This is a genomic window from Lactococcus protaetiae, assembly GCF_006965445.1.
Lineage (GTDB): Bacteria > Bacillota > Bacilli > Lactobacillales > Streptococcaceae > Lactococcus > Lactococcus protaetiae.
Genome location: NZ_CP041356.1, coordinates 2,575,195 through 2,597,109 on the forward strand (window position 1 = coordinate 2,575,195; position 21,915 = coordinate 2,597,109).

Sequence of the window (21,915 nt, forward strand, 5' to 3'; positions counted from 1 at the left end):
ATTATCTGAGCTTCAGTCGTTAGTCATTTGTATCGCTTCTTTTTTCGAAATTTCTAACCTTTTCTCACCCAATTGACTAATATACTATTTAACTTCCAAAAGACACTTTTTATACTAGTTCATCTACCGAATCTGCTGCCTTGCGACGAAAGAGAAAAGCGTAGCTTTTCTTATTCGCAACCTTGACGCATTGCGTCAAGCACAAGAGATGGTTTGCGTGAAACGAAACCTTTAATTTCTAAACCGTTTAGAAATTAAACAGTATTAGAAATTAAAATTTGCGTCTTGCTTTGCACCCATATTTAGTAATAAAGATAACCTCAGTATCATTATTATAAAGATATTGGAGTGGACAGACTCACTCATTCGGAAGTCATTTATACCTTATATCATACCGCATTCGGCGATATTTGGCAAATTAAATCATAAAAGCTCCTAGCAATCTAGGAGCTTTTATTATTATTCTTCAATTTCTTCTGGGATAACATCAAATTCAACACGAAGTTTAACAATCCGCTTTCCATCAACTTCTAAACTCGTCAATGAGAAATGGTCTTCTTCATTATCTACTTTGAAAACAATTTGTTGACCTTTTTCTGGAATTTTTCCTGTTGTTGCCAAGAAATATCCTGCAATCGTATCAACATCATTGCTCTCCAAGTGAGTGCCGAATTCTTCATTGAAATCATTCAAAGTCATTTTTCCTTGAACGACATAGAGATTTTCACCGATTTTGAACACTTCTTTTTCGGCGATATCTGTTTCATCATCAATTTCTCCGACGATTTCTTCAAGCAAATCTTCTAGAGTCACGATTCCTTCGACACCACCATATTCATTGAGTAGGATTGCCATTTGGTTCTGAGTCTTTCTCATTTGACGCATCAAGTCATCAACAAAGATTGTTTCTGGGACAAAAAGAGGTTCTTGAAGTATATCTCTAATGTTTAATTTATCAAAGCCATGTTCAAAACTGGCTCTCAAAAGTTTCTTCACATGAAGAATACCTAATATATTGTCTTTATCATCATCATATACTGGAACACGAGAAAATGATTCCCCAAGAATAGATGTAATATTTTCATGTGTATCATCGTTGATGTCAATCATAAAGGCATCTGTCCTAGGCACCATAATTTCACGCGCTACAAGCTCGTCCAGACTAAATACACCTGTAATCATTTCGCGCTCTGTGTCATCTAGAGCATCATCATTTGTATTTAAAAGATATTCAATCTCATCTCTGGTCATGCTTTCATCGGCATCATCAAATTTCATGGGTGTCAATCGACTCAATAAGTTAGTGGAACTTGCTAAAAACCAAACAAATGGTTTCATTACTGCTCCGAGAAATTGAATCGGCGGTGCAACTCGCAAAGCCAACTTTTCTTTTAGGTTTTGTGCGATTCTCTTTGGATAAAGCTCACCAAATACCAATGAAACATAGGTTAGGATAGCCAAAATGATAATCTGTGAAAGTGTGCGCGCTAAAGCTGTTCCACCCAAAAGAGGAGTCAAACGTGAGGCTAAAGCATCGGCTAGACTTGCCCCAGCCAAGATATTAATCAGGGTAATCCCTATCTGAATTGTTGATAAAAAATTACTTGGTTGGTCAAGAATTTTGACTAGGTTAATATACTTTTTGTCACCTTCACTCGCCTTTTGTTCGACCTTTGTCCGACTCAGGCTGACCATTGCCATTTCACTGGCTGAGAAAAATGCGTTTAAAATCGTCAAGAAAATAAGTAATAAAATCTGCAAGAGTATCGATACACTCTCGGGATCAGGGTTTGACATTGTTGCTCCTTGAAATAAGATGTGAGTCCGACTGTTTTGAACGGTTGAAAAATAAGAAAGCTAGAGGTTCTGTCACAGACAGATTCATAGTTTTATCTTTTTTCATACCTTTCAAGGAGGACGAACTCAGTTATAAGATGTGAGGGACGCTTGCCCAAAAGCGTAGCGATTTAGAAAAATGTGACTCTGTGCAAAGCACAGGTTCCATTTTATCTAATCACCTAGCTTTTAGCGTTCCGAACTCAATTTAAGTAAGATGTGGGGAAGGTTCGTACAGCACCTTTGAAAAATAGGGAAATTTTGGTTCTTCGTTAGCGCAGGTTCAAAATTTCATCTTTTTTTACAAGTTTCTAGCCTTCCGAACTTAATTAAACTAAGATATAAGGTTATCCCTTGCAATCAGGGTGAATCCCCATTAAATAAACTTTAACTTTATTGCTATGCTACTTTTTAATCTGGAAAACAACTGGATAATTTTCTAGGTTAAAAGATGTTAGATAAGATTTATTATATCATATTTTTGTTATTATTTTGAAAGAATTCTGCGTTGTTCTTTGTGATTTTGATAGAGACTATTAAGGAATTTTACAATTTCTTTGACCAGACAGTAGGCTGGCACTGCAATAATCATGCCGATAATTCCATATAAGCTTCCTGAAATCAGCATGAGTACCATCACTGTGACTGGGTGAACTTTAACTGCTGACCCAACAATTTTAGGATAGACGAGATTTCCATCAAGTTGTTGGAGAATCAAAACGTATGCAACGGCAATTAATGCTGTCCACGGATGATTGAAAGCAACAGTGAAGACCATTGGTAGAACACCGATATATGGTCCTGCATATGGAATCAAGTTGGTAATTCCTGCGAAAAGTGCAAAGAGGAATGCGTAAGGAATACCCATAATCAAATATCCGATAAAAACGAAAATGAAAACTAAAAGTGCGTCAAGTGCGACACCCGAAATATATCGTGAAATGGTCCGGTTCATATTTTCAAGTAATTCAAAAATATTGAGTTTGTCTTCTTTCAAGACATTTTTGCGTAAAAACGGAAGAATTTTTTCTCCATCTTTTAACATGTAAAAAAGTAAGATTGGCACCAAAATCATAACCATAACAATGCTTGTAATAATGCTTACCAGACTTCCGACACTTATTGTAATGCTATTTAAAAGGTTATGGAGAATGTCTGTGTAAGAGATATTCAGGCGATCAACCAAGCTATTAACGTCAATTTGTTGGTAAAGTTGAGAAAATCTTGGATTATGTTGAAGATTTTCAATCCATGTTCTCACTTCTGGATAAATCCGTGTACTTGCGTTGATAAGCCCTGTTAGTTGCGCTACAATGCTTGGAATAACTGAGGCAATAGCATAAAAAATCATTGCTGCAATGAGAATAAGTACGATAAAAATCCCAAAGACTTTTCTGATTTTTAACTTTTTCTCCATGAATATTACGACAGGATTGAAGACATAGTATAAGAAACCTGAAATAATAAATGGGATAAATAATAGTGCTAATAAGGTTTTAATCGGTTGAAAGACGAATTGGATTTGGGTCAGTAGAAAAATTAATAAGGCTACAGCCAAAATCTCAATTGTCCAAAAAAATAATTTACTATTTTTAAACATAAATTCCTATATTTTCTTTGTTTGGACGAGTGATAGTGGTGAGATAAAGGTGAATAATTTTGTCAGCATACTGACAGAATTTTTATTCGTCAATTTCATGCTCGCGTGAGCCACGTGAAACTGTCAGTATGCTGACAAGTTTCTTATATTAGTTCATCTCTAAACAATACAGTTATTTAGTAGTTGAACTGCAAATATACTGCCTTTTGCTGCCGTAGAGTCTAGTTGCTTCAGCAACTAGACTTCTCGGACAGGGTGAGCTCATATCTTTGATGTTAAGCAGACTGTTCGTACAGGTCGCTTAGTTGTTACACCTAGAGGTTGTACCCTCTTACAAATTTCGCTTGTTAAGCAAACAACCACTTCGCCTTGCTGCTTTAGCAGATTGCGATTTGAGCTTGCTCCCTTAATAGGATCTAAAGCAGCAACGGATATGCTAGTTGTTTCACCTAGTGTCTTAGGTGAAATCGGAAGCGGAGATAGAGCGAATGCCTCTATCGTTGTCAGCTCTGCTGACTTACGAATAGAGGACAAATGTTCTACGGATACCCGTGGTGCATCGACAACGTAGCGGAGTAATTTCTAAAAACATTTTAGAAATTAAACAGTACTAGAACAATTTTCAAGCTATTTATATTATAATAAATCAAAGACTATTAAGCAATCTTTGATTTTTATGCTAAGACGTTAAATGAGAAAAGTATTGCTTTTTCCAATCGTCGCAAGGCAGTATAACTACCGTTCACGTAGCTAAATGACTAAAATCGTTTAGAAATTAACTTGTATAAAAATGATGAGGTCAATTCTGTTTTTGAGAAATTGAGCTGACTTCATGCTAATGTTATAAATTATTAGAAAGCTCTCCCTAAATTTATGGAAATTAAAATCACTCGTGATACAATGTCTGACATTTATTTTGATGCGTTACGTATTCGAAATCAGGTTTTTGTCAAAGAACAAGGTGTTCCTTATGAGTTAGAAGTTGAAAACCCTGTTGAGGAGGCTTCTGCTGTCCACTTTGTGCTTTATATTGATGGCAAAGCCTATGGTACGGTTAGACTCCTTGCTGACTTGGACAAAAAATCGGGACTAATTCAACGCATGGCGATTCTTAAAGAAGGACGTGGCAAGGGATACGCTAATGTTTTACTATGTCAACTTACAGAATTTGCAAAGTCTTCAAACATTGATATACTTGAATTGCACGCACAACTCTCCGCTCGTGGTCTCTATGCTAAACATGGTTTTTCTGAGGTGGGACAAGTTTTTGAAGAGGCAGGTATTCAGCATATTACTATGGAAAAAGCGCTCTGATGAGTGCTTCTTGACTTCTAAAAACTCTGTCAGCACTGACAGAATCACTTTGTCATAATTTCTTGAACAATTCTCCTCAACTCTGGTAAAACTTCGGGTTCAAACCAATCATTCTTAGCCATCCAAATATTATTACGTGGGCTGGGATGAACAAGCGGAAAGTATTGAGGAAGATAAGATTTAAAATTGCGGATAACATCCGTTGTTTTTTCTTTTGAAGACAAATGCAAATAATATTTTTGGGCATAAGAACCAATCAAGACTAAAAGCTCCATCTCAGGCATTTCATCCAATAATAGTTGATGCCATTTTTCAGCAAAGCCCTTGCGTGGTGGTAAGTCGCCTGATTTTCCTTTACCTGGAAAGTAAAAATCCATCGGAATAATCGCAAGTTTATTGGAATGATAAAAAGTTTCACGATCAATTCCCGTCCATTCGCGCAAACGGTCTCCAGAAGGGTCATTCCAATACATCCCGCTTTCCTGAGCCCGTATGCCTGGTGCTTGACCTATCAGGCAAATCCGTGCTTCTTTATGGATCGAATAAAGTGGTTCAATCCCGTTTGCCGTATATTCCGCATTTTGTGGATCTGCTTTTATTGCCTCAAAAATTTCTTGAAATTTATCCATTTCCCACCTTTTTCTCTGCAAATCATCCTTTTATCAAAGCTGTCAGTACGTTGACAGCTTTATACGATTCACACAAACATGAAATCAACTGATAAAACTTCTGTCAGTATACTGACAAACTTATCAAAGCAAGTCCCTAGAAGATAAAGCAGTACTATCTCCGCTTCGCTACAGTGTGACCTCATATCGAAGAATGTTGCGTACAGGTCGCTTAGTTGTTACATCTAGAGGTTGTGCCCTAAATTCAGTGGTGAGTTGCTCTTTTCTCTAGTCGCTGAAGCGACTAGAGAAAATGGACAAATGTTTTACGAAACTCCCACTGAATAAGTCTTGACTTCATTTCTCTAATTTTGCTTTCAAATAGTGTCCTGTATAACTGTTAGCAACTTCGGCAACTTCTTCTGGCGTTCCTTTAGCAAGAATGGTTCCACCACCAGAGCCTCCTTCAGGTCCGAGATCAATGATATAATCTGCTGTCTTAATTACATCAAGATTATGCTCAATGACAACAATCGTATTTCCTTGGTCAACCAAACGGTCTAAAACTTTAATCAAAGTTGCAATATCTTCTGAATGAAGTCCCGTTGTCGGTTCGTCCAAAATATAAAAAGATTTACCTGTGCTTCGTTTTTGTAATTCAGATGCCAATTTCATCCGCTGCGCTTCACCACCTGAAAGCGTCGTTGCAGGCTGTCCGAGTGTAACATAGCCCAATCCGACATCAACAATCGTTTGCAATTTACGTTCAATTTTTGGAATATGGCGGAAGAAATCTAACGCATCAGACACACGCATATCCAATACTTCCGAGATATTTTTCCCTTTATAATGTACTTCTAAAGTTTCAGAATTATAACGTTTTCCATGACAAACTTCACAGGGCACATAGACATCCGGCAAAAAGTGCATTTCAATCTTGATAATTCCGTCACCTGAGCAAGCCTCGCAACGTCCGCCCTTGACATTAAAAGAGAAACGTCCTTTTTTATAACCACGAATTTTTGCTTCATTCGTATTGGCAAACAAATCACGAATATCATCAAAAGTTGAAGTATAAGTCGCAGGATTTGACCGTGGTGTCCGTCCAATCGGAGATTGGTCAATATCGATCAAGCGCTCGATACCTTCATAACCTGTCAATTTCTTGTGCTTCCCTGGTTTTTCAGAATTATGATTCAATTTTTGAGCTAAAGCTTTCTTCAAAATACTGTTGACTAACGTCGATTTTCCAGAACCAGAAACCCCTGTGACTACCGTCATCAATCCAAGAGGAAATTCAGCATCAATATTCTGTAAATTATTTTCGCCAGCACCAAACACTTTGACCATTTTCTTATTATCAATTGCACGTCGTTTTTCAGGTACTGGAATACTGCGTTTACCTGCCAAATACTGCCCTGTCAGTGATTTTTTATTTTTCATCACTTGTTTTGGTGTTCCAGAGGCAATGATTTCTCCGCCTAAGTCCCCCGCACCAGGTCCAACATCAATCAACCAGTCCGCCGCCATCATCGTATCCTCATCATGCTCCACCACAATCAAAGTATTTCCCAAATCACGCATCTTTTGCAAAGATTCAATCAATCGGTCGTTATCTCTTTGGTGAAGCCCAATCGAGGGTTCATCTAAAATATACAAAACTCCTGACAAATTTGACCCAATCTGTGTCGCAAGTCTTATCCGTTGCGACTCACCACCCGATAAAGTCCCACTAGAGCGTGATAAGGTCAGATAATCTAGCCCTACATTTTTCAAGAAAGTCAAACGGTCTTTAATCTCTTTCAAAATCGGTTTTGCAATAATTTCATTGTTTTCAGATAAATGAAGCGTCCCTACATAGTCAAGCGTATCTCCAATTGACAAAATAGAAAATTCTGCAATATTTTTTTCGCCAACTTTGACAGACAACGCTTGATCATTCAAGCGATAGCCATGACAAGTTGTACAAGTCAACTCTGTCATGTAAGCTCGCGCCATTTCACGTGCTGACTCTGTCATTCCAGACTGAAAACGACGCCATAGATTAGGAATCACACCAACAAAAGTCATATCTTGGTCACGTAGTCCAAAATCACCTTCATGATAAAAATGAAATAAACGTTCCCCAGAACCATGCAAGACAAGATTTTGATCTTTCTCCGATAATTCCTCCCAAGGTGTATCTAAATCTACACCAAATTGTGTCATTGCTTGTTCTAAAAGTGCTGGATAATAAGTAGACGCTTTACCATACCAATAAACAATCGCACCTTCACGCAAAGTTTTTGTCCCATCTGGAATAATCAAATCCACATCAGGCTCTAACTTAAGCCCCAAACCATCACAGTCAGGGCAAGAACCAAATGGTGCATTGAATGAGAACAAACGCGGTTCCAGCTCGGGCACCGTAAACCCACAAACTGGGCAAGCATAAAACTCACTAAATAAAAGTTCTTCACCATCCATTTTATCCACAATCACATAACCTTCTGCTTGGTGAAGTGCTGCTTCAACAGAGTCAAATAGACGTGAACGAATACCTTCTTTGACTACAATACGGTCAATGACGATTTCAATATTATGTTTTTTATTTTTATCTAACTCTGGTGCATCAGAAACATCATAAACCTCGCCATTAACACGAACACGAACGTACCCATCTTTTTGGATACGCTCAAACATCTTGACATGCGTTCCTTTTTTACCTCTTACAACAGGAGCAAGGATTTGTAGCCGTGTTTTTTCTGGTAATTCAAGGATTTGTTCGACAATTTCCTCAACAGATTGAGCAGAAATTTTTCCATGTCCATTGATACAATAAGGCGTACCAACACGAGCATACAAAAGGCGCAGATAATCATTGATTTCCGTCACTGTGCCCACCGTTGAACGTGGATTTTTACTGGTTGTTTTTTGGTCAATGGAAATTGCAGGCGACAAACCGTCAATACTATCTACATCAGGTTTATCCATATTACCTAAAAACTGTCTGGCATAAGCAGACAATGACTCAACATAACGACGTTGCCCTTCTGCATACAAAGTTTCAAAGGCAAGTGAGGACTTCCCAGAACCCGAAACACCTGTGACAACGACAAGTTTGTCTCGAGGAATTTCAACATCAATATTTTTTAGATTATGTTCACGCGCTCCGTGAATGATGATTTTATCTTGTGGCATATTTAGTATACAAAATTGACCTATTAATACTTTGGAAAAGAGACTAATACTGCTTAATTTCTAAAATACTTTTTAGAAATTGCTCCGCTAAAGTGGCAAGTTCAAATCGCAATCTGCTAAAGCAGCAAGGCAAAATGGTAAGAGCAAAAGGCAGTATATTTGCAATTCAACTACTAAACAAGTCTGTCGTTTAGAGGTGAACTAGTATAAAAAGTTATTTATTCAGTCAGGCAACTATTGTCTAACCAACTTTTATAGCTCTTTTCTGAAGTCTGGTCAAATTTGCCATCCTTCCTGATATTCTTATAAATTACAAATGAATTAAATCTATTATACCACGAAAACAAAGTCAATTCTTAACTTTGAGCACCTGAAATGGTATAATCTGACTTATGACGAAAAATTATTATGTCTATGTTCTACAGTGCGCCGATAATACACTCTACTGTGGCTATACAGATGATGTAAAAAAACGCGTAGCTACACACAATTCTGGAAAAGGAGCAAAATATACCAAACCAAGATTACCAGTCAAACTCTTGACTTCTATTGAGTTTGACAATAAATCCGAAGCTACTAAGTGCGAATGGTGGTTCAAGCACACGTTAAATCGCAAACAAAAGTTAACTCTAATTAAAAACAAGCAACTTAAAACTGCCTTCTTAAACAATCAAAACTCTCGTCAAAATTGACGAGAGTTTTTTACTCTTAATCATCATTCCTAGAGCCAATAGAGCTATACCAGAAATCCCAAGTAAACTCATTGTTTCTCCAGTGCTGGGAAACTTTCTTCGGTAATTTGAGTCAATTTTCCCTTTGCAATATCCTCCAGTAGTTGTTCTCCGAAATTTTTTCTCCATCTTCTGCTATTTCTTTTTCGGTTTCTCGCATAAGAAATTTAATTTTATCCTGATGTATTTGCTTTTTACTTGTTATATTATAATAAACAAAAAGGATTAGAATTTTCTAATCCTTTTAGAGGTTTCAAGTAATAATAAGAAGATACTTTTCTTAAGGAGACGATTGTTATTCTTTTGCCTTATGATAAGAAAGCAGACTTGCTAAACAGATTACAATTGCGAAAACAGTGAGTCCCAAGGATTTGAAGTCACTGTGAAATAGCCAATCACAAGTAATACAACTAAGGTCAAAACGGAGATGATTTTGATAAAGGCTGAACCATATCCACCTTTAAAATAGAAAATCAAACTTGAGATTAAAAGCATAATCCAAACAATCAAAATCGTATATGAGATTGAACCTGCAAGATAATTGAAAAGATTTGCTCCAAAGATATAAGACAAGATAACACCAATAAATAGCAGTCCAGAACAAAAAGCAATGGCGTGTAAAGGTGCATTCTTCTCAGAAAGTGCGCTTAACCAGCGTGCTGCCCCAAGTTTTGAATCTTTTGTCCGTGAATAAAGCGAGCGTGATGTTGCATAGATTGCTGAATTAATCACTGAAAAAAGCGCTAAAATGATAATAAAGTTGATGATATGTGCCGCCCCGGGAATTCCAAATTTATCAAAAATGAGTGCAAATGGGCTTTCTTTTGTTGTGCTTAAAAACTTCCAAGAGTAGAGTTCAATAAAAAGAAACATCGGAATGAAATAAAATGCAACAATACGAGTCATTACTCCACGAATTGCTTTAGGAATCGCTGTCTTCGGGTCTTCCACTTCTGAAACAGTAATAGCCACTAACTCAGAACCGCCATAGGAGTAAATTACCATCAGCATGGCGTTGAAAAAGCCTTTCATCCCATGGGGTGCAAAACCACCATAGGCATTCATCCGTCCCAATCCATCTGCTACTCCCATATGAAGGACTTGAGCAAAGAGAAACCAAATTCCTAAGACAATCAAAACAATAATAACTGCAATCTTTGCTATCGCAAGCCAGTACTCTGTTTCAGCAAATGCTCGTACTGAGTAAAGGTTAATTCCCAAAGTAATCAACGCTACAATGAGTACAAAAATCCAATCTGGAACTTTAGGCCACCATACACTCAAAAATTGAGCGATAGCAGATGCTTCTGCTACTGTGACACACATCCATGTTGACCAGTAAACCCAGTCGGTAAAGTGTGCAAAACGCTTGCCCACATACGGTTCAATCAATCCCGCCATACCTACAGATCGTGTTTTTTGGTGAAGTACAATCTGTCCAACACCATGCATCACGACAAATAAAATAAGTCCAGCAATTAAGTAGGTAAAAATAACAGATGGACCAGCTGCAGCTATCGCCGAGCCTGAACCTGCAAAAAGACCTGCACCAATCGCTCCCCAAGTGAGAGCATAACAACGTGTCGAGTTTTGAGTGAAGACTTCAACACTTTTTTAGAATTTTCCATGAAATTCTCCATTTCTTTAAAATATGAGTAGAATTTACTTTTAAATGTGAAAAATAGAAAACCATAATAAGATAATGTAACTTCCTAGTAAGTTTTGGCTTTTTCACAGATTTCAAGCATTCTGTCTCAATTAACTGTGGTCAAATCACGTAAAACCCTGCTTGGAGTCGTTTGCGATTAGTTTTACTTTAATCAGAAATTTCATCATTTCCTAAAATCTGCCACAATTTTTTAAATCCAAAAAGAAAGACCGAATAGCACTTTACTATCCGGTCTTCCTGAGAATCGCAGGCAGCAGAATTTTGAGTATACTCAAAAGTTGTATCTACGCCTCTGCATAAACACAAACTATCCGCGCCAAAAGTAAAAGACTGTGAATTGTTGTGAATACATCTGGTTCTCCTTATCCTGAATTTTCTATAATTATACTGTCTTTTTGAACAAATTGCAAGAATCAACTGAATTTTGCGCTATTTTTATCTGACAAGATTCTGTCAGTATGCTGCGGCTCGACTTGCGACTTCAGTCACCTAGCGAGAACGGACATTCGAGCATTAGCGTGTGGAGATGACAAAACTTTTGACACAACTTTCCGAAATGGTGCAAACTGTCAGCATACTGACAGGATTACTTTTGTTCTAACATTTTAGAAATGATTTCGTGTGACTTGAATATATTATCTTGTTTAAGCGTTTTCAAGAGTTCTAACCGATTTTTGCCATCAAAATTTTTTACAGCTTCAACCATTCCTTGTACTAAATGGTCGAAACCACGATTGTAGGTTGCTGATTGCCAGCCATTGATACCAAAGTGCTGACAGTCAAGTCCTACAAATTTTTCAAGTTCTGTCAGTTCTGACAGACGTAATGTTTCTGTTTGTGACTCTACTGTAAATTCTTCCATAAAGGCACCTGACATGAGATTCATTGTCGCAATCCCTGTAGTTGTCGCTGTTTCAAGCATGACAGCCGCACGTACTAATTTCCCCTCTTCATCAAAATTGATGGAAGTATGCGTGTCCAAAATTTCATCATCTAACAGATAAATCAATGTGTCCAATGGATGAATGAAAATATCATACATTGAAAATTGCACATTACTGCTTGCCTGATGCGCAAGATTTTTGCTGACTTTTACCATATTTTTATGTGGCACAGCTTTGAGCTTTTCTGTTTGTGGTGCAAAACGACGATTGAAACCAACAACGAAAAGGACATTATTTTCCTCTGCAAGTCGTTGTAACTCCTGAACTTCTGCTAGATTTTCTGACACAGGTTTATCCATTAATACTGGAACTCCTGCTGTTAAATAGCGTTTTGCTAGTCCAAAATGCTGGCTTGTTGCTGCATGAATAATGAGCAAATCCAATGTTTCGAGTGAAGCTAAGTCTTCTGTAGCGTACTCAAACTTGTATTGTTGACGTACTTTTTCAGCTTTTTCCCATTCACGAGAATACAAAACAAAGCGATGTTCAGCCTGCATTTTTGCATAAACTGGTAAATAAGCTTTACTTGCAATATTTGATGTTGCTCCGATTACTCCGATAATCATTTTTTAGATGTGAGTTCCAATACGAAAATTGCCGTTGGCACGTTATAATCAGCGCTCCTGCTAGATTGGACAAGAAATCTGGAACTCAATTCCTTTCATTTTAAGATGTGAGGGGCGCTCGATCAAAAGCGTAGCGATTTAGGGAATTGGATGGTTCGTGCGAACGCACGGTTCTCCAATTTATCTAATCGCCTAGCTTTTAGCGCCCCGAACTCAATTTAAGATGTGAGCCCGCCTGCTCTGAAAGGTTGAAAAATAGGAAAATGTGGAAATGGACGAAGTCCATTGGAACATTTTATCTTTTTTCACGCCTTTCAAGGAGGACAAACTCAATTACAAGATGTGAGGAACGCTCGCCCAAAAGCATAGTGATTTAGGAAAATATGGTTCTGTGCGAGGCACAGGTTCCATTTTATCTAATCGCCTAGCTTTTAGCGTTCCGAACTCAATTAATTTATCTCTTTTCTATCCCTAGAATAAATGACAATGACCATTCCCTGCTCAAGTGATACGGTCATTTTATTGCTGATAAATTCATTGCTTGCATAAATTTGACTAAAATTTTCTTCTGCTTTTAAAGGGTATTTTGCCCTTCAATCGCAAGCGTATCCGCACTTTCTACTTGCATAAAACCAATGTAGCGATAAGGTTCCATCTGATATAAAATATGGCGCCCAGGTAATAAATAACGCACTAGATTTTGTTGATCGATTACTGTTATTTTTTCAGCTAAAGCCTGATACTGAGGTCGTGTCGGTAAAAAAACATTGGTCAGCAAATGATCTAAACGCCCGCCAAGACTTCCAATAATTGTAAGTTCTGCTTCTGGAAATTTTTCCAATATCCAATCCAAAGCAACTTCTAAATCAGTTTTATCTTTTTCAGCAGGCAATTTGACAATTTCTTTACTACTGACAGAAATTTTTTCAAATTCGTCAGCACTGACAGAGTCAAAATCTCCTACCGCAAGGTCAGGCTCTTGCCCGTTTTCTATCAAAAACAAACTTCCACGGTCTACGCCGATTTTTCTGTCAAAACTTTCGCTAGGAAGGACTTTCGCTAGACCTGCGACAATCAAAATTTTCATCGATTATCACCTGCCCTGAAATTTTTCCTCGCTCGAGACGACTTTCAAGCTTACTCAAATTTGTCCCAGCTACATCTGTTAATGACAGCCCTAAGTACCTAGCAGTAGTTGCGACATACCATAGGACATCTCCTAGCTCTTTACTTAGGGCAAGCTTATCTTCTTTTCTTATCCGGCCTTCTTGGTCACGAATTATTTTTTTTACTTTGTCAGCAACTTCTCCAGACTCCCCTGACAACCCTAAAACTTTATCCAAAAAAGCAAAATCAATTTTGTCTATATTTCGGATATCTCCGTTCATATCAAACTTCACAATTGCTTCTTGGTATTCATTTAAATCCATATATTCTCCGCTCTAATCCTCTTTCTCAATTATAGCATATCATCAAAAATATAAAACTTGCCGTATCTTTTTACGACAAGTTTGTAAGTTAATTTTTGATAATTTTTCTATAAAATTCAAAAGTTGCTAAAGTTGCGAGAAGGCTTATTCCAACAAAACTAAGGGTTCTTCCTGATGTATCATTTGTTTTTGGAAGTTCTGCCTTTTCTTTCGATTTTGGTTCATTATTTGTCGAATGAGTTGGCGAAATTACCGTTTCTGTTGAGCTCGGAGCAGCTTTGGATGGTGCTGTTGTTGAGCTTGGAGGAGTTGGTTGGGAGCTGGAAGGAGTTGGCTCTACAATCCAGTTAACGAAAACATTTGCCGTCGCACTTTCACCGTCATCATCTATAAAATTCACTGTTTCTGAAGCATTTCTTGTGAAAACTTTTGTAAAAACTTTGTTGCTACTATCTGTCGCTGTCCAACCCGCAGCACGATTTTTGATGGTAATCGCTTTATTGGCTCTCAAAGTCGCTGTAACGGCTTTTTCTGTTTTTGTTGTCGTTGAGTAAGTAATACTTGCAATCAAAGGAGCAGGAATTTCTCCAGAAACGACTTTTTCTGCAATATCAATCTTCCCTGCTGTATCATAAGAAGGTAATTCTGTAAAGAAGGTATCCATTGGGTTTGTTGCAAAGCTTAAAGTTGCACCATTACTCTCATCCATCACCAATGCAGCTCCAGTAGCCACCTTCATACCATCATCAAAACTTAAATTCATTGTATTTGCAGTTTTAGGTGAATAATCAATAAAAGCTCCTGCTCCAGCAGCCGTGATTCCGCTCAAATCAACATCGCTCACAGCTTTGAGATTCATCGTTGCTTGTAAGTTTTGAGCAGCGCTCATATCAAGCGTGACATTTGATAAAGTCAAATCATCAGTCGAAATAACATTCAGCACAGGCAGAGCTGTTGCGCCACCTTCTGAAACGAGATTCACATTGGAAATCGTGATTTTATTTGGAGAAATAGCTCCATATGAATTATTGGCATAAGAGTCGTCCACCAACAAACCGTAATTATTTGGTGCAACCTTGATTGTTTTTCCTTTACCGTCAAAATCTTTTGTTAATTGGATTCCTGAACCGCGTCCTCCGATTTGATAGGTACCAGAAATTTCTATATTTTGTACTGACGAATCATCAATAGCTGCTACGAGTTGCTCCTCATTTGAAACTACCACGGGTGAACTTGTATCAGCAAAAACTGTCAGCACTGACAGGTGACTAAAATTTGTCAAAAAAATATTTCCAAGTAGAATAACTGAAATTATTATTAAGAGTTGTAAAATCCTTTTTCTCATAAAATACCCCTTTTCTAATTTTACTTTCATATCATAACACAAGCTTATATACTGGTTCAATAGTATATCGCCTAATATTTATAACGTTTTCAAAACTTAACGATTTCATTATTTTTTCATAATATTAAAGAAAATCGAGAATTAAATGATACAAAATTTAGAATTTATTCATAATTGACCCAAAACTAAAAAAATGTTCTCCGATATTGGAGAACATTTTTAACTTAGCAAGTGCGTGCTATCTCCGCCTTTGGGCTACGCTGTCGATGCTCGCTACGGTGCTGAAGCACCTAGTCGCAATCGCAATTCCCCCACCTCTTAAAGGTGGCGGGATAAGCAGCACTATCTCCGCTTCGCTACGCTGTCCATTCGCTCTAAATCGCTAAAGCGATAAGGCGAAATGGCAAGCTCTGCTTTCGTTCTACTAACATTGGTGGGGAGAAAGAATCCCCACCAATGAAGTAATCACTTTAATTTTTTTAAAACACTGTTAATGTTTGGATTTTATTTTTAACTTGAACTTAACATCTAATTTAGATTAGTTTCTGACTATAGATATCCGCCAAAATCCCAAGCAGCATTTGCTTATACTCAAAATCATCCACAAGCACCCCTCGCAAACAACCTTGTTCATAGTAAAGGTCGCATAACTGACCAAACAGCCGATGATATTGCACTGCTTCATTAGGAACGCCTCGCATATTCTCACTTGCCAGGTTGACAAATAAAATCAGCATACTTTCTTCATCAAGATGCTCTGGTTTAATCCAATAATTTGCGTAAGCAGAAATCACAAATTCAGCAATAAAATCTGATATAAACTGTGGTTTAAAGTAATCATATTTATAAAGCTCATACGTCACCACCGCGCGCTCCGCCATTCGTTCAGCCAATTGGCGTGTCGCCAAATCCACCATTGGCTCATATTTAGAATCCGCCTGTTTCAAGCGGAAATCATCTTCATTTTTCATAATTTTATTATACCAAGATGCGAGTACGATTGGCAAGAAATGATGAAAATTGCCACTTAGCTCTTTGTGCTTCAGCATATAAGCCAATGGACAGCGGAGTGCTGAAAGCACGTAGATAGGAAAAGACGGAAATGCGCTTTGCCCATTGGAAACGTTTGTCTATTTTCCTGAGTTTTAAGCAGTCGAACTCAATTACAAGATGTGAGTATGATTAGCAAAAAATGATAAAAAAATATGGGTAACACCAGAAATTCTCTGTGATAGTTGACCTATTCATAACCTCAAAAAGCTATCATGATTTCAATTTCATCTTAATCGTGTATGCTGCACCTAACATTCCTGCATCATTTTGCAGACCAGCAGGTTTGATTTCTGTCAGAAGACCTTGATTTTTTATCCGACTCAGTCCAAAATGTCGCTCAATCAACTCACTCCATTTTGCTTGAAGCCTCTTGATGAAGTAGTCATTTGCCGAGATTCCACCGCCAATCAAGATGACCTCTGGGTCAAAACAAGCCGTCAAATTCATTAGATTGACCGTAAGGTCACACAAAAATTGCTCAAAGACAATGCCTGCGACTTTATCGCCTGATTCCGCCAAATCTACGACTTCTTTTGCCTCAAGTAGTGGTGTGAAATTGTTATGCGTGATGGACTTTTGCGCTTCGTTGTAAGTCCGTAAAAGTCCCATGACAGCTGCTGCTTTGAAGTTTTGTGAAACATCTTCAAGCTCACCAACCGCTGTGATACCGCTTGTCAGTGCCCAACCAAATTCGCCTGCAATGCCATGCCCGCCACGATAAATCTGGTTATTGATGACAATGCCGCCACCAATACCTGTACCAAGCGCCATCACCATGTAATCAGAATAATTCTTCCCAGCACCAAGCCACTTTTCAGCAATGGCAGCTGCATTCGCGTCATTTTCCACCACTACGGGTAAGTCTGTCAGTGCTGACAGCTTTTTACGCAAAGGCAGACCATACATTTTGGTCAGTCCACCAAAATTGACCATGACTCCGTCTTTATTGGGCGTGCCTGGCGCTGAAACACCGATGCCCGCAAGTTCAAACCGTGCTGACAGACTTTTTGTTGTTTCTGTCAGTGCTGACAGAAACGGTTTTTCTTCATCAGGCGTCGGAAATTTTCCTTTTTCCAAGATTTCGCCGTCATCAGCGACCACGCCATATTTGACAAAAGTTCCGCCGATGTCAAATGCTAAATACATCTTTTCTTCTCCTTTTCAGATGTGAGTGGCGCTCGTCCAAAAGCGTAACGATTTAGGAAAATGTGGTTCTGTGTGAGACACAGGTTCCATTTTATCTAATCACCTAGCTTTTAGCGCACCGAACTCAATTTTCAGATGTGAGCCCAACTGCTTTGAAAGGTTGAAAAATGCCACTTGGCTCTTTGTGCGAAAGCAGTATAGCTTCGCATGACCCTAGGACATTTGTCCGTTTGCTTAGGGACTAAAGTCCCAAGAGCAAAAGGCATTGGCTGTAAGCTGCTAAAGTAGCCACGCCAAATGGCAATCCAATGGACAGCGTAGTAGTCACACTACGGAGATAAGATAATGTGGAAATGGTTATCGTCCATTGAAACATTTTATCTTTTTTCACTCCTTTCAACGAGAGCGAACTCATTTTTTGTAATATTTTTCGACTTCTAGCAACAACTTTCTGAGTTCATCAAGCTTTAAATCTGAAAAATTCCGAAAGCTAAAGTTATTTTTCTTGCCAACTTTGCATTCTCCAAGCTTACCAATATAATCGTCAATCGGCACCTCGCTCCAAATGTAAACACTGATATAGTTTTTTTGAAGCGCCACCCCAATCATTGGCCACTCAACTTTTCTAGCTTTCCGGTCTAGATAAAAAGTCTCACCATAGCCAAGCAATTTCACACGCATTCCACTTGCGCCGATAGGTGTCCCAGCGTGAAAATAAGCATTCAAATCTGGTGCGACCTCCTTGATAAGCTGGTCAAATTGCAATAAATCTGACTTCCGTTGAAGGTCAAAGTTAAAATAATCTTCGCTAGAATTTACCTCGACTTTGAACACTTATACTGCTTTCTCCATTCCAAGATGTAAGTCTGAACTCAATTCCAAGCCATTATGTTCAATTATATCATGATACCAAACAAAAGAATCTTTCTTGCTGCGCGCAAGCGTGCCATTGCCCTGATTGTCCTTGTCCACATAAATCATGCCGTAGCGCTTTTCCATCTCGCCAGATCCAAAGCTGACAAGGTCAATGATTCCCCAAGGCGTATAGCCCATCAGTTCAACGCCATCCTCATTAATGGCTTTCTCCATCTGCTCAATATGCGCTCGCAGATAGTCAATCCGGTAATCATCATGCACACTACCGTCTGATTCTTTCTTATCATAAGCGCCAAAACCATTTTCCACGATAAATAATGGTTTTTCATAGCGCTCATAAACCGCGTTCAGCACATAACGTAAGCCGACAGGGTCAATCTGCCAGCCCCAGTCACTTGCTTTGATGTAAGGATTTTTAGTCATTTTTGCCGCTGGAAAATCAGGAATCATTTGTCCATCAAGCTCCACAATCGTCGTCTCAGCATTTGACATATAGTAAGAAAAGCCGATATAGTCCACCGTTCCATCCTGTAAAGCCTGCAATTCATCAGCTGAATAATCAATTTGATAACCTTGCTTTTCCCAGTATTTTAAAGTATAGCGCGGAATGTGCCCACGCGCATGAATATCACTGTAAAAATAGCGTCGTTCCATGACCTTGACAGCAGCCATTGCATCTAGCGGACTGCAAGAATAAGCATAAACCGGCACATAAGCCATCATGCAGCCGATTTGAAAATCAGGATTAATCTCATGACCCAACTTCACGACCTTTGCTGAGGCAATTAATTCATTCAAAGCCGCTTGAAAGACAACCTCTTCTTTATTTTCATCATCAGCAATCTTCACCGCTGAATTTGTCCAAACATGAAGCTCCGACTGTCCATCAGCTTGGTTATTGATTTCGTTGAAGGTCATCCAATACTTGACTTTGTGCTGATAACGGCGCATCACCACATCCGCATATTTGACAAAAAAATCAATCAATTTTTTATTGCGAAAACCACCATATTCAGTATAAAGATGATAGGGAATCTCAAAATGCGACAGTGTAATCACAGGCTCAATCCCATTTGCCAACAATTCATCAAACAAATCATCATAAAACTGCAAGCCAGCTTCATTTGGAAATTCATCATCGCCATTTGGAAAAATTCGACTCCATGAAATTGACGTCCGAAACACCTTTAACCCAGCTCCTGAAAGAGTTTGATGTCCTCTTTATAATGATGATAAAAATCAATCGCCTTATGATTAGGATAATATTTGCCACTGACAACACCGTCAGTAATTTCACGCGCAACGCCATTGCTACCGGCCGTCATGACGTCCGCACAAGATAACCCGCGCCCATCCTCATCATAAGCACCCTCAATCTGGTGCGCTGCCACGGCTCCGCCCAGAGAAAATTCTTTGGAAATTCTTTTTTCATTTTACCACCTCAATCTCGCCAATAACGGCGATCAAATCATTGATATAAAACCGCACTTCCCCGTTTTCAAGCCGTTTTTCACCCTGATGCTCCACGTATGATAAGCTGTCAGTGCTGACAGAAAATTCAACCCGTTTCGCTTCGCCTTTTTTAAGTGGAATTCGCTTGAAATCAAGCAATTCGCGCACGGGGCGCACGAGGTTTGACACAGGATCTTCCATGAAAAGCAAAAGACTTTCTGCCGTGTCATACTCACTCAGATTTGTAAGCGTTAAACTCAAGGAAATCGGCTGCTCGTCAGTGATGACAGGTGACGAGACTACGATATTTTCGTACGACACCTGACCATAACGCAGCCCGTGCCCAAAACTAAACAACGGCCCAATCGGTAAATCTTGATAACGACTGCTGTAAGTGCTGTCATTGGCAGGCCTACCAGAGCGCAGCTCGTTATAGCGCAGCGGCACTTGGCTGCTAACCCGTGGAAAACTCATCGGCAAGCGACCTGTTGGACTGTCAAGACCAAGGACCAGCTCTGCAATCGCTGAGCCTGCTTCATTGCCCAAATACCAAGTCCACAAAAGCGCATCTAAATCATCAATCACAGCACCAAGTGCAAGCGGACGACCCGCAAAGCCCAGTCCAATCACTTTCTTACCCAAAGCTTTTAGGTCAAAAATCAAAGATTGCTGCGCGCTTGATAGCTCCAGATTCGCTGACGAATGTCCCTCACCAGACTGATCCCAAGCCTCACCAAGCGTGACCAACACGCTGTCAGCACTGACAAGCACATCCTCTGGCACCTCATCAAGAAATTCATACGCAAAAACCCGGTCAGCATGCTGACGGAAACCATTTTCCACAGAAATCGTCTCTGAGCGCTTGCCCTTGCAGTTCCAGTTTCCCAGCAGCGCCTGCGTTTTGGCAAAAGGTCCGATGATCAGCACTGGATCAGCCGCTGACAAAGGCAAGATTTCATTATCATTTTTTAGCAAAACACAGCTTTTCTTTGCAGCGGTTTTGGCAGCGCTGACAAGCTCGTCAGAGCGTACCACATCAGCTTCTACACTACTGTCAGCATAGGGCTGCTCAAACAAGCCTAATTCATTTTTAAGTTCAAGAATTTTCCAAACTGCATGGTCAATTTTCTCCAACAATTCAGGCGATTTCTCCGCGAGATTCGCACCATGTTTCAAAAAAGTATTTGAAACCATTTCAATCTCAATCCCAGCTTCAAGTGCCAAAAGTCCAGCTGCCGCGTCATCAGCTGCCACACCATGATTCGTCAGCTCTGACACCGCACCCCAGTCCGAAATCAGCAAATCATCAAAAGCAAAATGCCCACGTAAAATCTCTTCCAGTAGCCATTTAGATGCCGTTGCAGGCTCGCCATTGAGCGAATTAAACGATGCCATGACCATCCGCGGATTGGCTTTCAAAGCCAGCTCATAAGACTTCGCATAAAAGCCGAAAAACTCCTTCATACTCATATCCACGCTCGCATAATCTCGCCCAGCATCTGGCGCACCATAAGCCGCAAAATGCTTCAAACAAGCCACCACACCGTCAGGTGCGATTGTTCCGTTGCCAGAGCCTTGATATCCCTCAATCATCGCAGCGCCCATCAGCCCTGACAGCAGCGCATCCTCGCCAAAACTCTCCATGACACGCCCCATCTGCTATCTCGCACCACGTCTGTCATCGGCGAGAAATCCACCTGAATCCCAGAAGCACGCAGTTCTTGAGCGGTCAATCTCCCCACATCACGCAGCAAATCACGGTCAAACGAACTCGCAAGTCCCAGCGGAATCGGAAAAATCGTTCGATAACCATGAATCGCATCGTGCATAAACATCAAAGGAATCTTCAACCGACTCTTTGCCAAATAAGCGGACTGTACAGCATTAATCGCAGCAGTCCCAGAAACACCAAGCACAGAGCCAATCTGATAAATATTCTCCTGATTAAATCCCAAATCTTCCATCGAAGGTCCTGTAACTACCAATTCAGCAGCAAATTCAGCGCCCACAAAATGCTCCCCAGTCGTCTGTGTCATCTGACCCAACTTTTCAACCAAAGTCATTGACTGGAACAACTGTCGTAATCTCTTTTCATCCATCTTTACACCTCAAAACAATAAACGCTAGAACAATAACAGGAGGAAACCATTCATTCTAGCGCTTAT

The 21,915-nt window shown here is 39.4% G+C and carries 17 protein-coding genes and 3 pseudogenes; 3 read left to right on the plus strand and 17 right to left on the minus strand.

Annotation, left to right across the window (positions count from 1 at the left end):
• Window positions 1–459: 459 nt before the first annotated feature.
• Window positions 460–1,797 (minus strand): hemolysin family protein, encoded by a 1,338-nt coding sequence (locus tag FLP15_RS12140; RefSeq protein WP_142767316.1) that lies wholly within the window; start codon window positions 1,795–1,797, stop codon window positions 460–462.
• A 526-nt stretch (window positions 1,798–2,323) separates the two neighbouring features.
• A complete protein-coding gene (locus FLP15_RS12145; RefSeq protein WP_142767317.1) occupies window positions 2,324–3,436 on the minus strand; it encodes an AI-2E family transporter in 1,113 nt (370 codons plus the stop codon).
• A 433-nt stretch (window positions 3,437–3,869) separates the two neighbouring features.
• On the opposite strand from FLP15_RS12145, the gene FLP15_RS12840 reads away from it, so the two are divergent.
• On the plus strand, window positions 3,870–4,007 hold the full coding sequence (locus tag FLP15_RS12840; protein ID WP_190288305.1) for a hypothetical protein: 138 nt from the start codon (window positions 3,870–3,872) through the stop codon (window positions 4,005–4,007).
• Between the two features lie 302 nt (window positions 4,008–4,309).
• Complete coding sequence (locus FLP15_RS12150) at window positions 4,310–4,750, plus strand: GNAT family N-acetyltransferase (RefSeq protein ID WP_142767318.1); 441 nt, start codon at window positions 4,310–4,312, stop codon at window positions 4,748–4,750.
• 44 nt (window positions 4,751–4,794) lie between these two features.
• On the opposite strand, the gene FLP15_RS12155 is transcribed toward FLP15_RS12150, so the two are convergent.
• Both FLP15_RS12155 and uvrA read right to left on the minus strand, forming a co-directional pair.
• Window positions 4,795–5,379, minus strand: a complete 585-nt coding sequence (locus tag FLP15_RS12155; protein ID WP_142767319.1) for a uracil-DNA glycosylase family protein — start codon at window positions 5,377–5,379, stop codon at window positions 4,795–4,797.
• 336 nt (window positions 5,380–5,715) lie between these two features.
• Window positions 5,716–8,538 carry an excinuclease ABC subunit UvrA gene (gene uvrA / locus FLP15_RS12160; RefSeq protein ID WP_142767320.1) on the minus strand — a complete coding sequence of 941 codons (2,823 nt, stop codon included), beginning with the start codon at window positions 8,536–8,538 and terminating at the stop codon, window positions 5,716–5,718.
• A gap of 392 nt (window positions 8,539–8,930) precedes the next feature.
• Here uvrA and FLP15_RS12165 point away from each other — a divergent pair, with 392 nt between their 5' ends.
• Complete coding sequence (locus FLP15_RS12165) at window positions 8,931–9,230, plus strand: GIY-YIG nuclease family protein (protein ID WP_142767321.1); 300 nt, start codon at window positions 8,931–8,933, stop codon at window positions 9,228–9,230.
• Here the strand turns inward: FLP15_RS12165 and FLP15_RS13500 are convergent.
• The 13 genes and pseudogenes from FLP15_RS13500 to FLP15_RS13900 form a co-directional block, all read right to left on the minus strand.
• Window positions 9,201–9,302 carry a hypothetical protein gene (locus tag FLP15_RS13500; RefSeq protein WP_245392055.1) on the minus strand — a complete coding sequence of 34 codons (102 nt, stop codon included), beginning with the start codon at window positions 9,300–9,302 and terminating at the stop codon, window positions 9,201–9,203. The two genes, FLP15_RS12165 and FLP15_RS13500, sit on opposite strands and share 30 nt — an antisense overlap.
• A gap of 262 nt (window positions 9,303–9,564) precedes the next feature.
• Window positions 9,565–10,897, minus strand: a pseudogene (locus FLP15_RS12175) (amino acid permease).
• A 627-nt stretch (window positions 10,898–11,524) separates the two neighbouring features.
• Window positions 11,525–12,448, minus strand: coding sequence for a Gfo/Idh/MocA family protein (locus tag FLP15_RS12180; protein ID WP_142767323.1), 924 nt, complete (start codon window positions 12,446–12,448; stop codon window positions 11,525–11,527).
• Window positions 12,449–12,897: 449 nt separating this feature from the next.
• Complete coding sequence (locus FLP15_RS13890; RefSeq protein WP_425351496.1) at window positions 12,898–12,999, minus strand: hypothetical protein; 102 nt, start codon at window positions 12,997–12,999, stop codon at window positions 12,898–12,900.
• Between the two features lie 23 nt (window positions 13,000–13,022).
• Window positions 13,023–13,535 (minus strand): thiamine diphosphokinase, encoded by a 513-nt coding sequence (locus FLP15_RS12185; protein WP_223804651.1) that lies wholly within the window; start codon window positions 13,533–13,535, stop codon window positions 13,023–13,025.
• Window positions 13,492–13,878, minus strand: coding sequence for a nucleoside triphosphate pyrophosphohydrolase family protein (locus FLP15_RS12190; RefSeq protein ID WP_142767324.1), 387 nt, complete (start codon window positions 13,876–13,878; stop codon window positions 13,492–13,494). The genes FLP15_RS12185 and FLP15_RS12190 overlap by 44 nt, the downstream gene beginning before the upstream one ends.
• An 88-nt stretch (window positions 13,879–13,966) precedes the next feature.
• Window positions 13,967–15,223 carry an LPXTG cell wall anchor domain-containing protein gene (locus FLP15_RS12195; protein WP_190288306.1) on the minus strand — a complete coding sequence of 419 codons (1,257 nt, stop codon included), beginning with the start codon at window positions 15,221–15,223 and terminating at the stop codon, window positions 13,967–13,969.
• Window positions 15,224–15,756: 533 nt separating this feature from the next.
• On the minus strand, window positions 15,757–16,194 hold the full coding sequence (locus FLP15_RS12200) for a hypothetical protein (protein WP_190288307.1): 438 nt from the start codon (window positions 16,192–16,194) through the stop codon (window positions 15,757–15,759).
• A 292-nt stretch (window positions 16,195–16,486) separates the two neighbouring features.
• Window positions 16,487–17,422, minus strand: a complete 936-nt coding sequence (locus FLP15_RS12205) for an ROK family protein (RefSeq protein WP_142767326.1) — start codon at window positions 17,420–17,422, stop codon at window positions 16,487–16,489.
• Between the two features lie 411 nt (window positions 17,423–17,833).
• On the minus strand, window positions 17,834–18,256 hold the full coding sequence (locus FLP15_RS12210) for a DUF1801 domain-containing protein (protein ID WP_142767327.1): 423 nt from the start codon (window positions 18,254–18,256) through the stop codon (window positions 17,834–17,836).
• Window positions 18,257–19,730 (minus strand): annotated as a pseudogene (locus FLP15_RS12215) (6-phospho-beta-glucosidase).
• Window positions 19,727–19,951, minus strand: a complete 225-nt coding sequence (locus tag FLP15_RS13895; protein ID WP_223804774.1) for a fibronectin type III-like domain-contianing protein — start codon at window positions 19,949–19,951, stop codon at window positions 19,727–19,729. The pseudogene FLP15_RS12215 and the gene FLP15_RS13895 overlap by 4 nt, the downstream one beginning before the upstream one ends.
• Before the next feature lie 186 nt (window positions 19,952–20,137).
• Window positions 20,138–21,849, minus strand: a pseudogene (locus FLP15_RS13900) (glycoside hydrolase family 3 N-terminal domain-containing protein); the annotation flags it as partial.
• Window positions 21,850–21,915: the final 66 nt, after the last annotated feature.

Bases quoted from the DNA above. Each gene is read 5' to 3' on its own strand.
- FLP15_RS12140 (WP_142767316.1), bottom strand. From the start codon at position 1,797: ATGTCAAACCCTGATCCCGAGAGTGTATCGATACTCTTGCAGATTTTA.
- FLP15_RS12145 (WP_142767317.1), bottom strand. From the start codon at position 3,436: ATGTTTAAAAATAGTAAATTATTTTTTTGGACAATTGAGATTTTGGCT.
- FLP15_RS12840 (WP_190288305.1), top strand. From the start codon at position 3,870: ATGCTAGTTGTTTCACCTAGTGTCTTAGGTGAAATCGGAAGCGGAGAT.
- FLP15_RS12150 (WP_142767318.1), top strand. From the start codon at position 4,310: ATGGAAATTAAAATCACTCGTGATACAATGTCTGACATTTATTTTGAT.
- FLP15_RS12155 (WP_142767319.1), bottom strand. From the start codon at position 5,379: ATGGATAAATTTCAAGAAATTTTTGAGGCAATAAAAGCAGATCCACAA.
- uvrA (WP_142767320.1), bottom strand. From the start codon at position 8,538: ATGCCACAAGATAAAATCATCATTCACGGAGCGCGTGAACATAATCTA.
- FLP15_RS12165 (WP_142767321.1), top strand. From the start codon at position 8,931: ATGACGAAAAATTATTATGTCTATGTTCTACAGTGCGCCGATAATACA.
- FLP15_RS13500 (WP_245392055.1), bottom strand. From the start codon at position 9,302: ATGAGTTTACTTGGGATTTCTGGTATAGCTCTATTGGCTCTAGGAATG.
- FLP15_RS12180 (WP_142767323.1), bottom strand. From the start codon at position 12,448: ATGATTATCGGAGTAATCGGAGCAACATCAAATATTGCAAGTAAAGCT.
- FLP15_RS12185 (WP_223804651.1), bottom strand. From the start codon at position 13,535: ATGAAAATTTTGATTGTCGCAGGTCTAGCGAAAGTCCTTCCTAGCGAA.
- FLP15_RS12190 (WP_142767324.1), bottom strand. From the start codon at position 13,878: ATGGATTTAAATGAATACCAAGAAGCAATTGTGAAGTTTGATATGAAC.
- FLP15_RS12195 (WP_190288306.1), bottom strand. From the start codon at position 15,223: ATGAGAAAAAGGATTTTACAACTCTTAATAATAATTTCAGTTATTCTA.
- FLP15_RS12200 (WP_190288307.1), bottom strand. From the start codon at position 16,194: ATGAAAAATGAAGATGATTTCCGCTTGAAACAGGCGGATTCTAAATAT.
- FLP15_RS12205 (WP_142767326.1), bottom strand. From the start codon at position 17,422: ATGTATTTAGCATTTGACATCGGCGGAACTTTTGTCAAATATGGCGTG.
- FLP15_RS13895 (WP_223804774.1), bottom strand. From the start codon at position 19,951: ATGGAAGATCCTGTGTCAAACCTCGTGCGCCCCGTGCGCGAATTGCTT.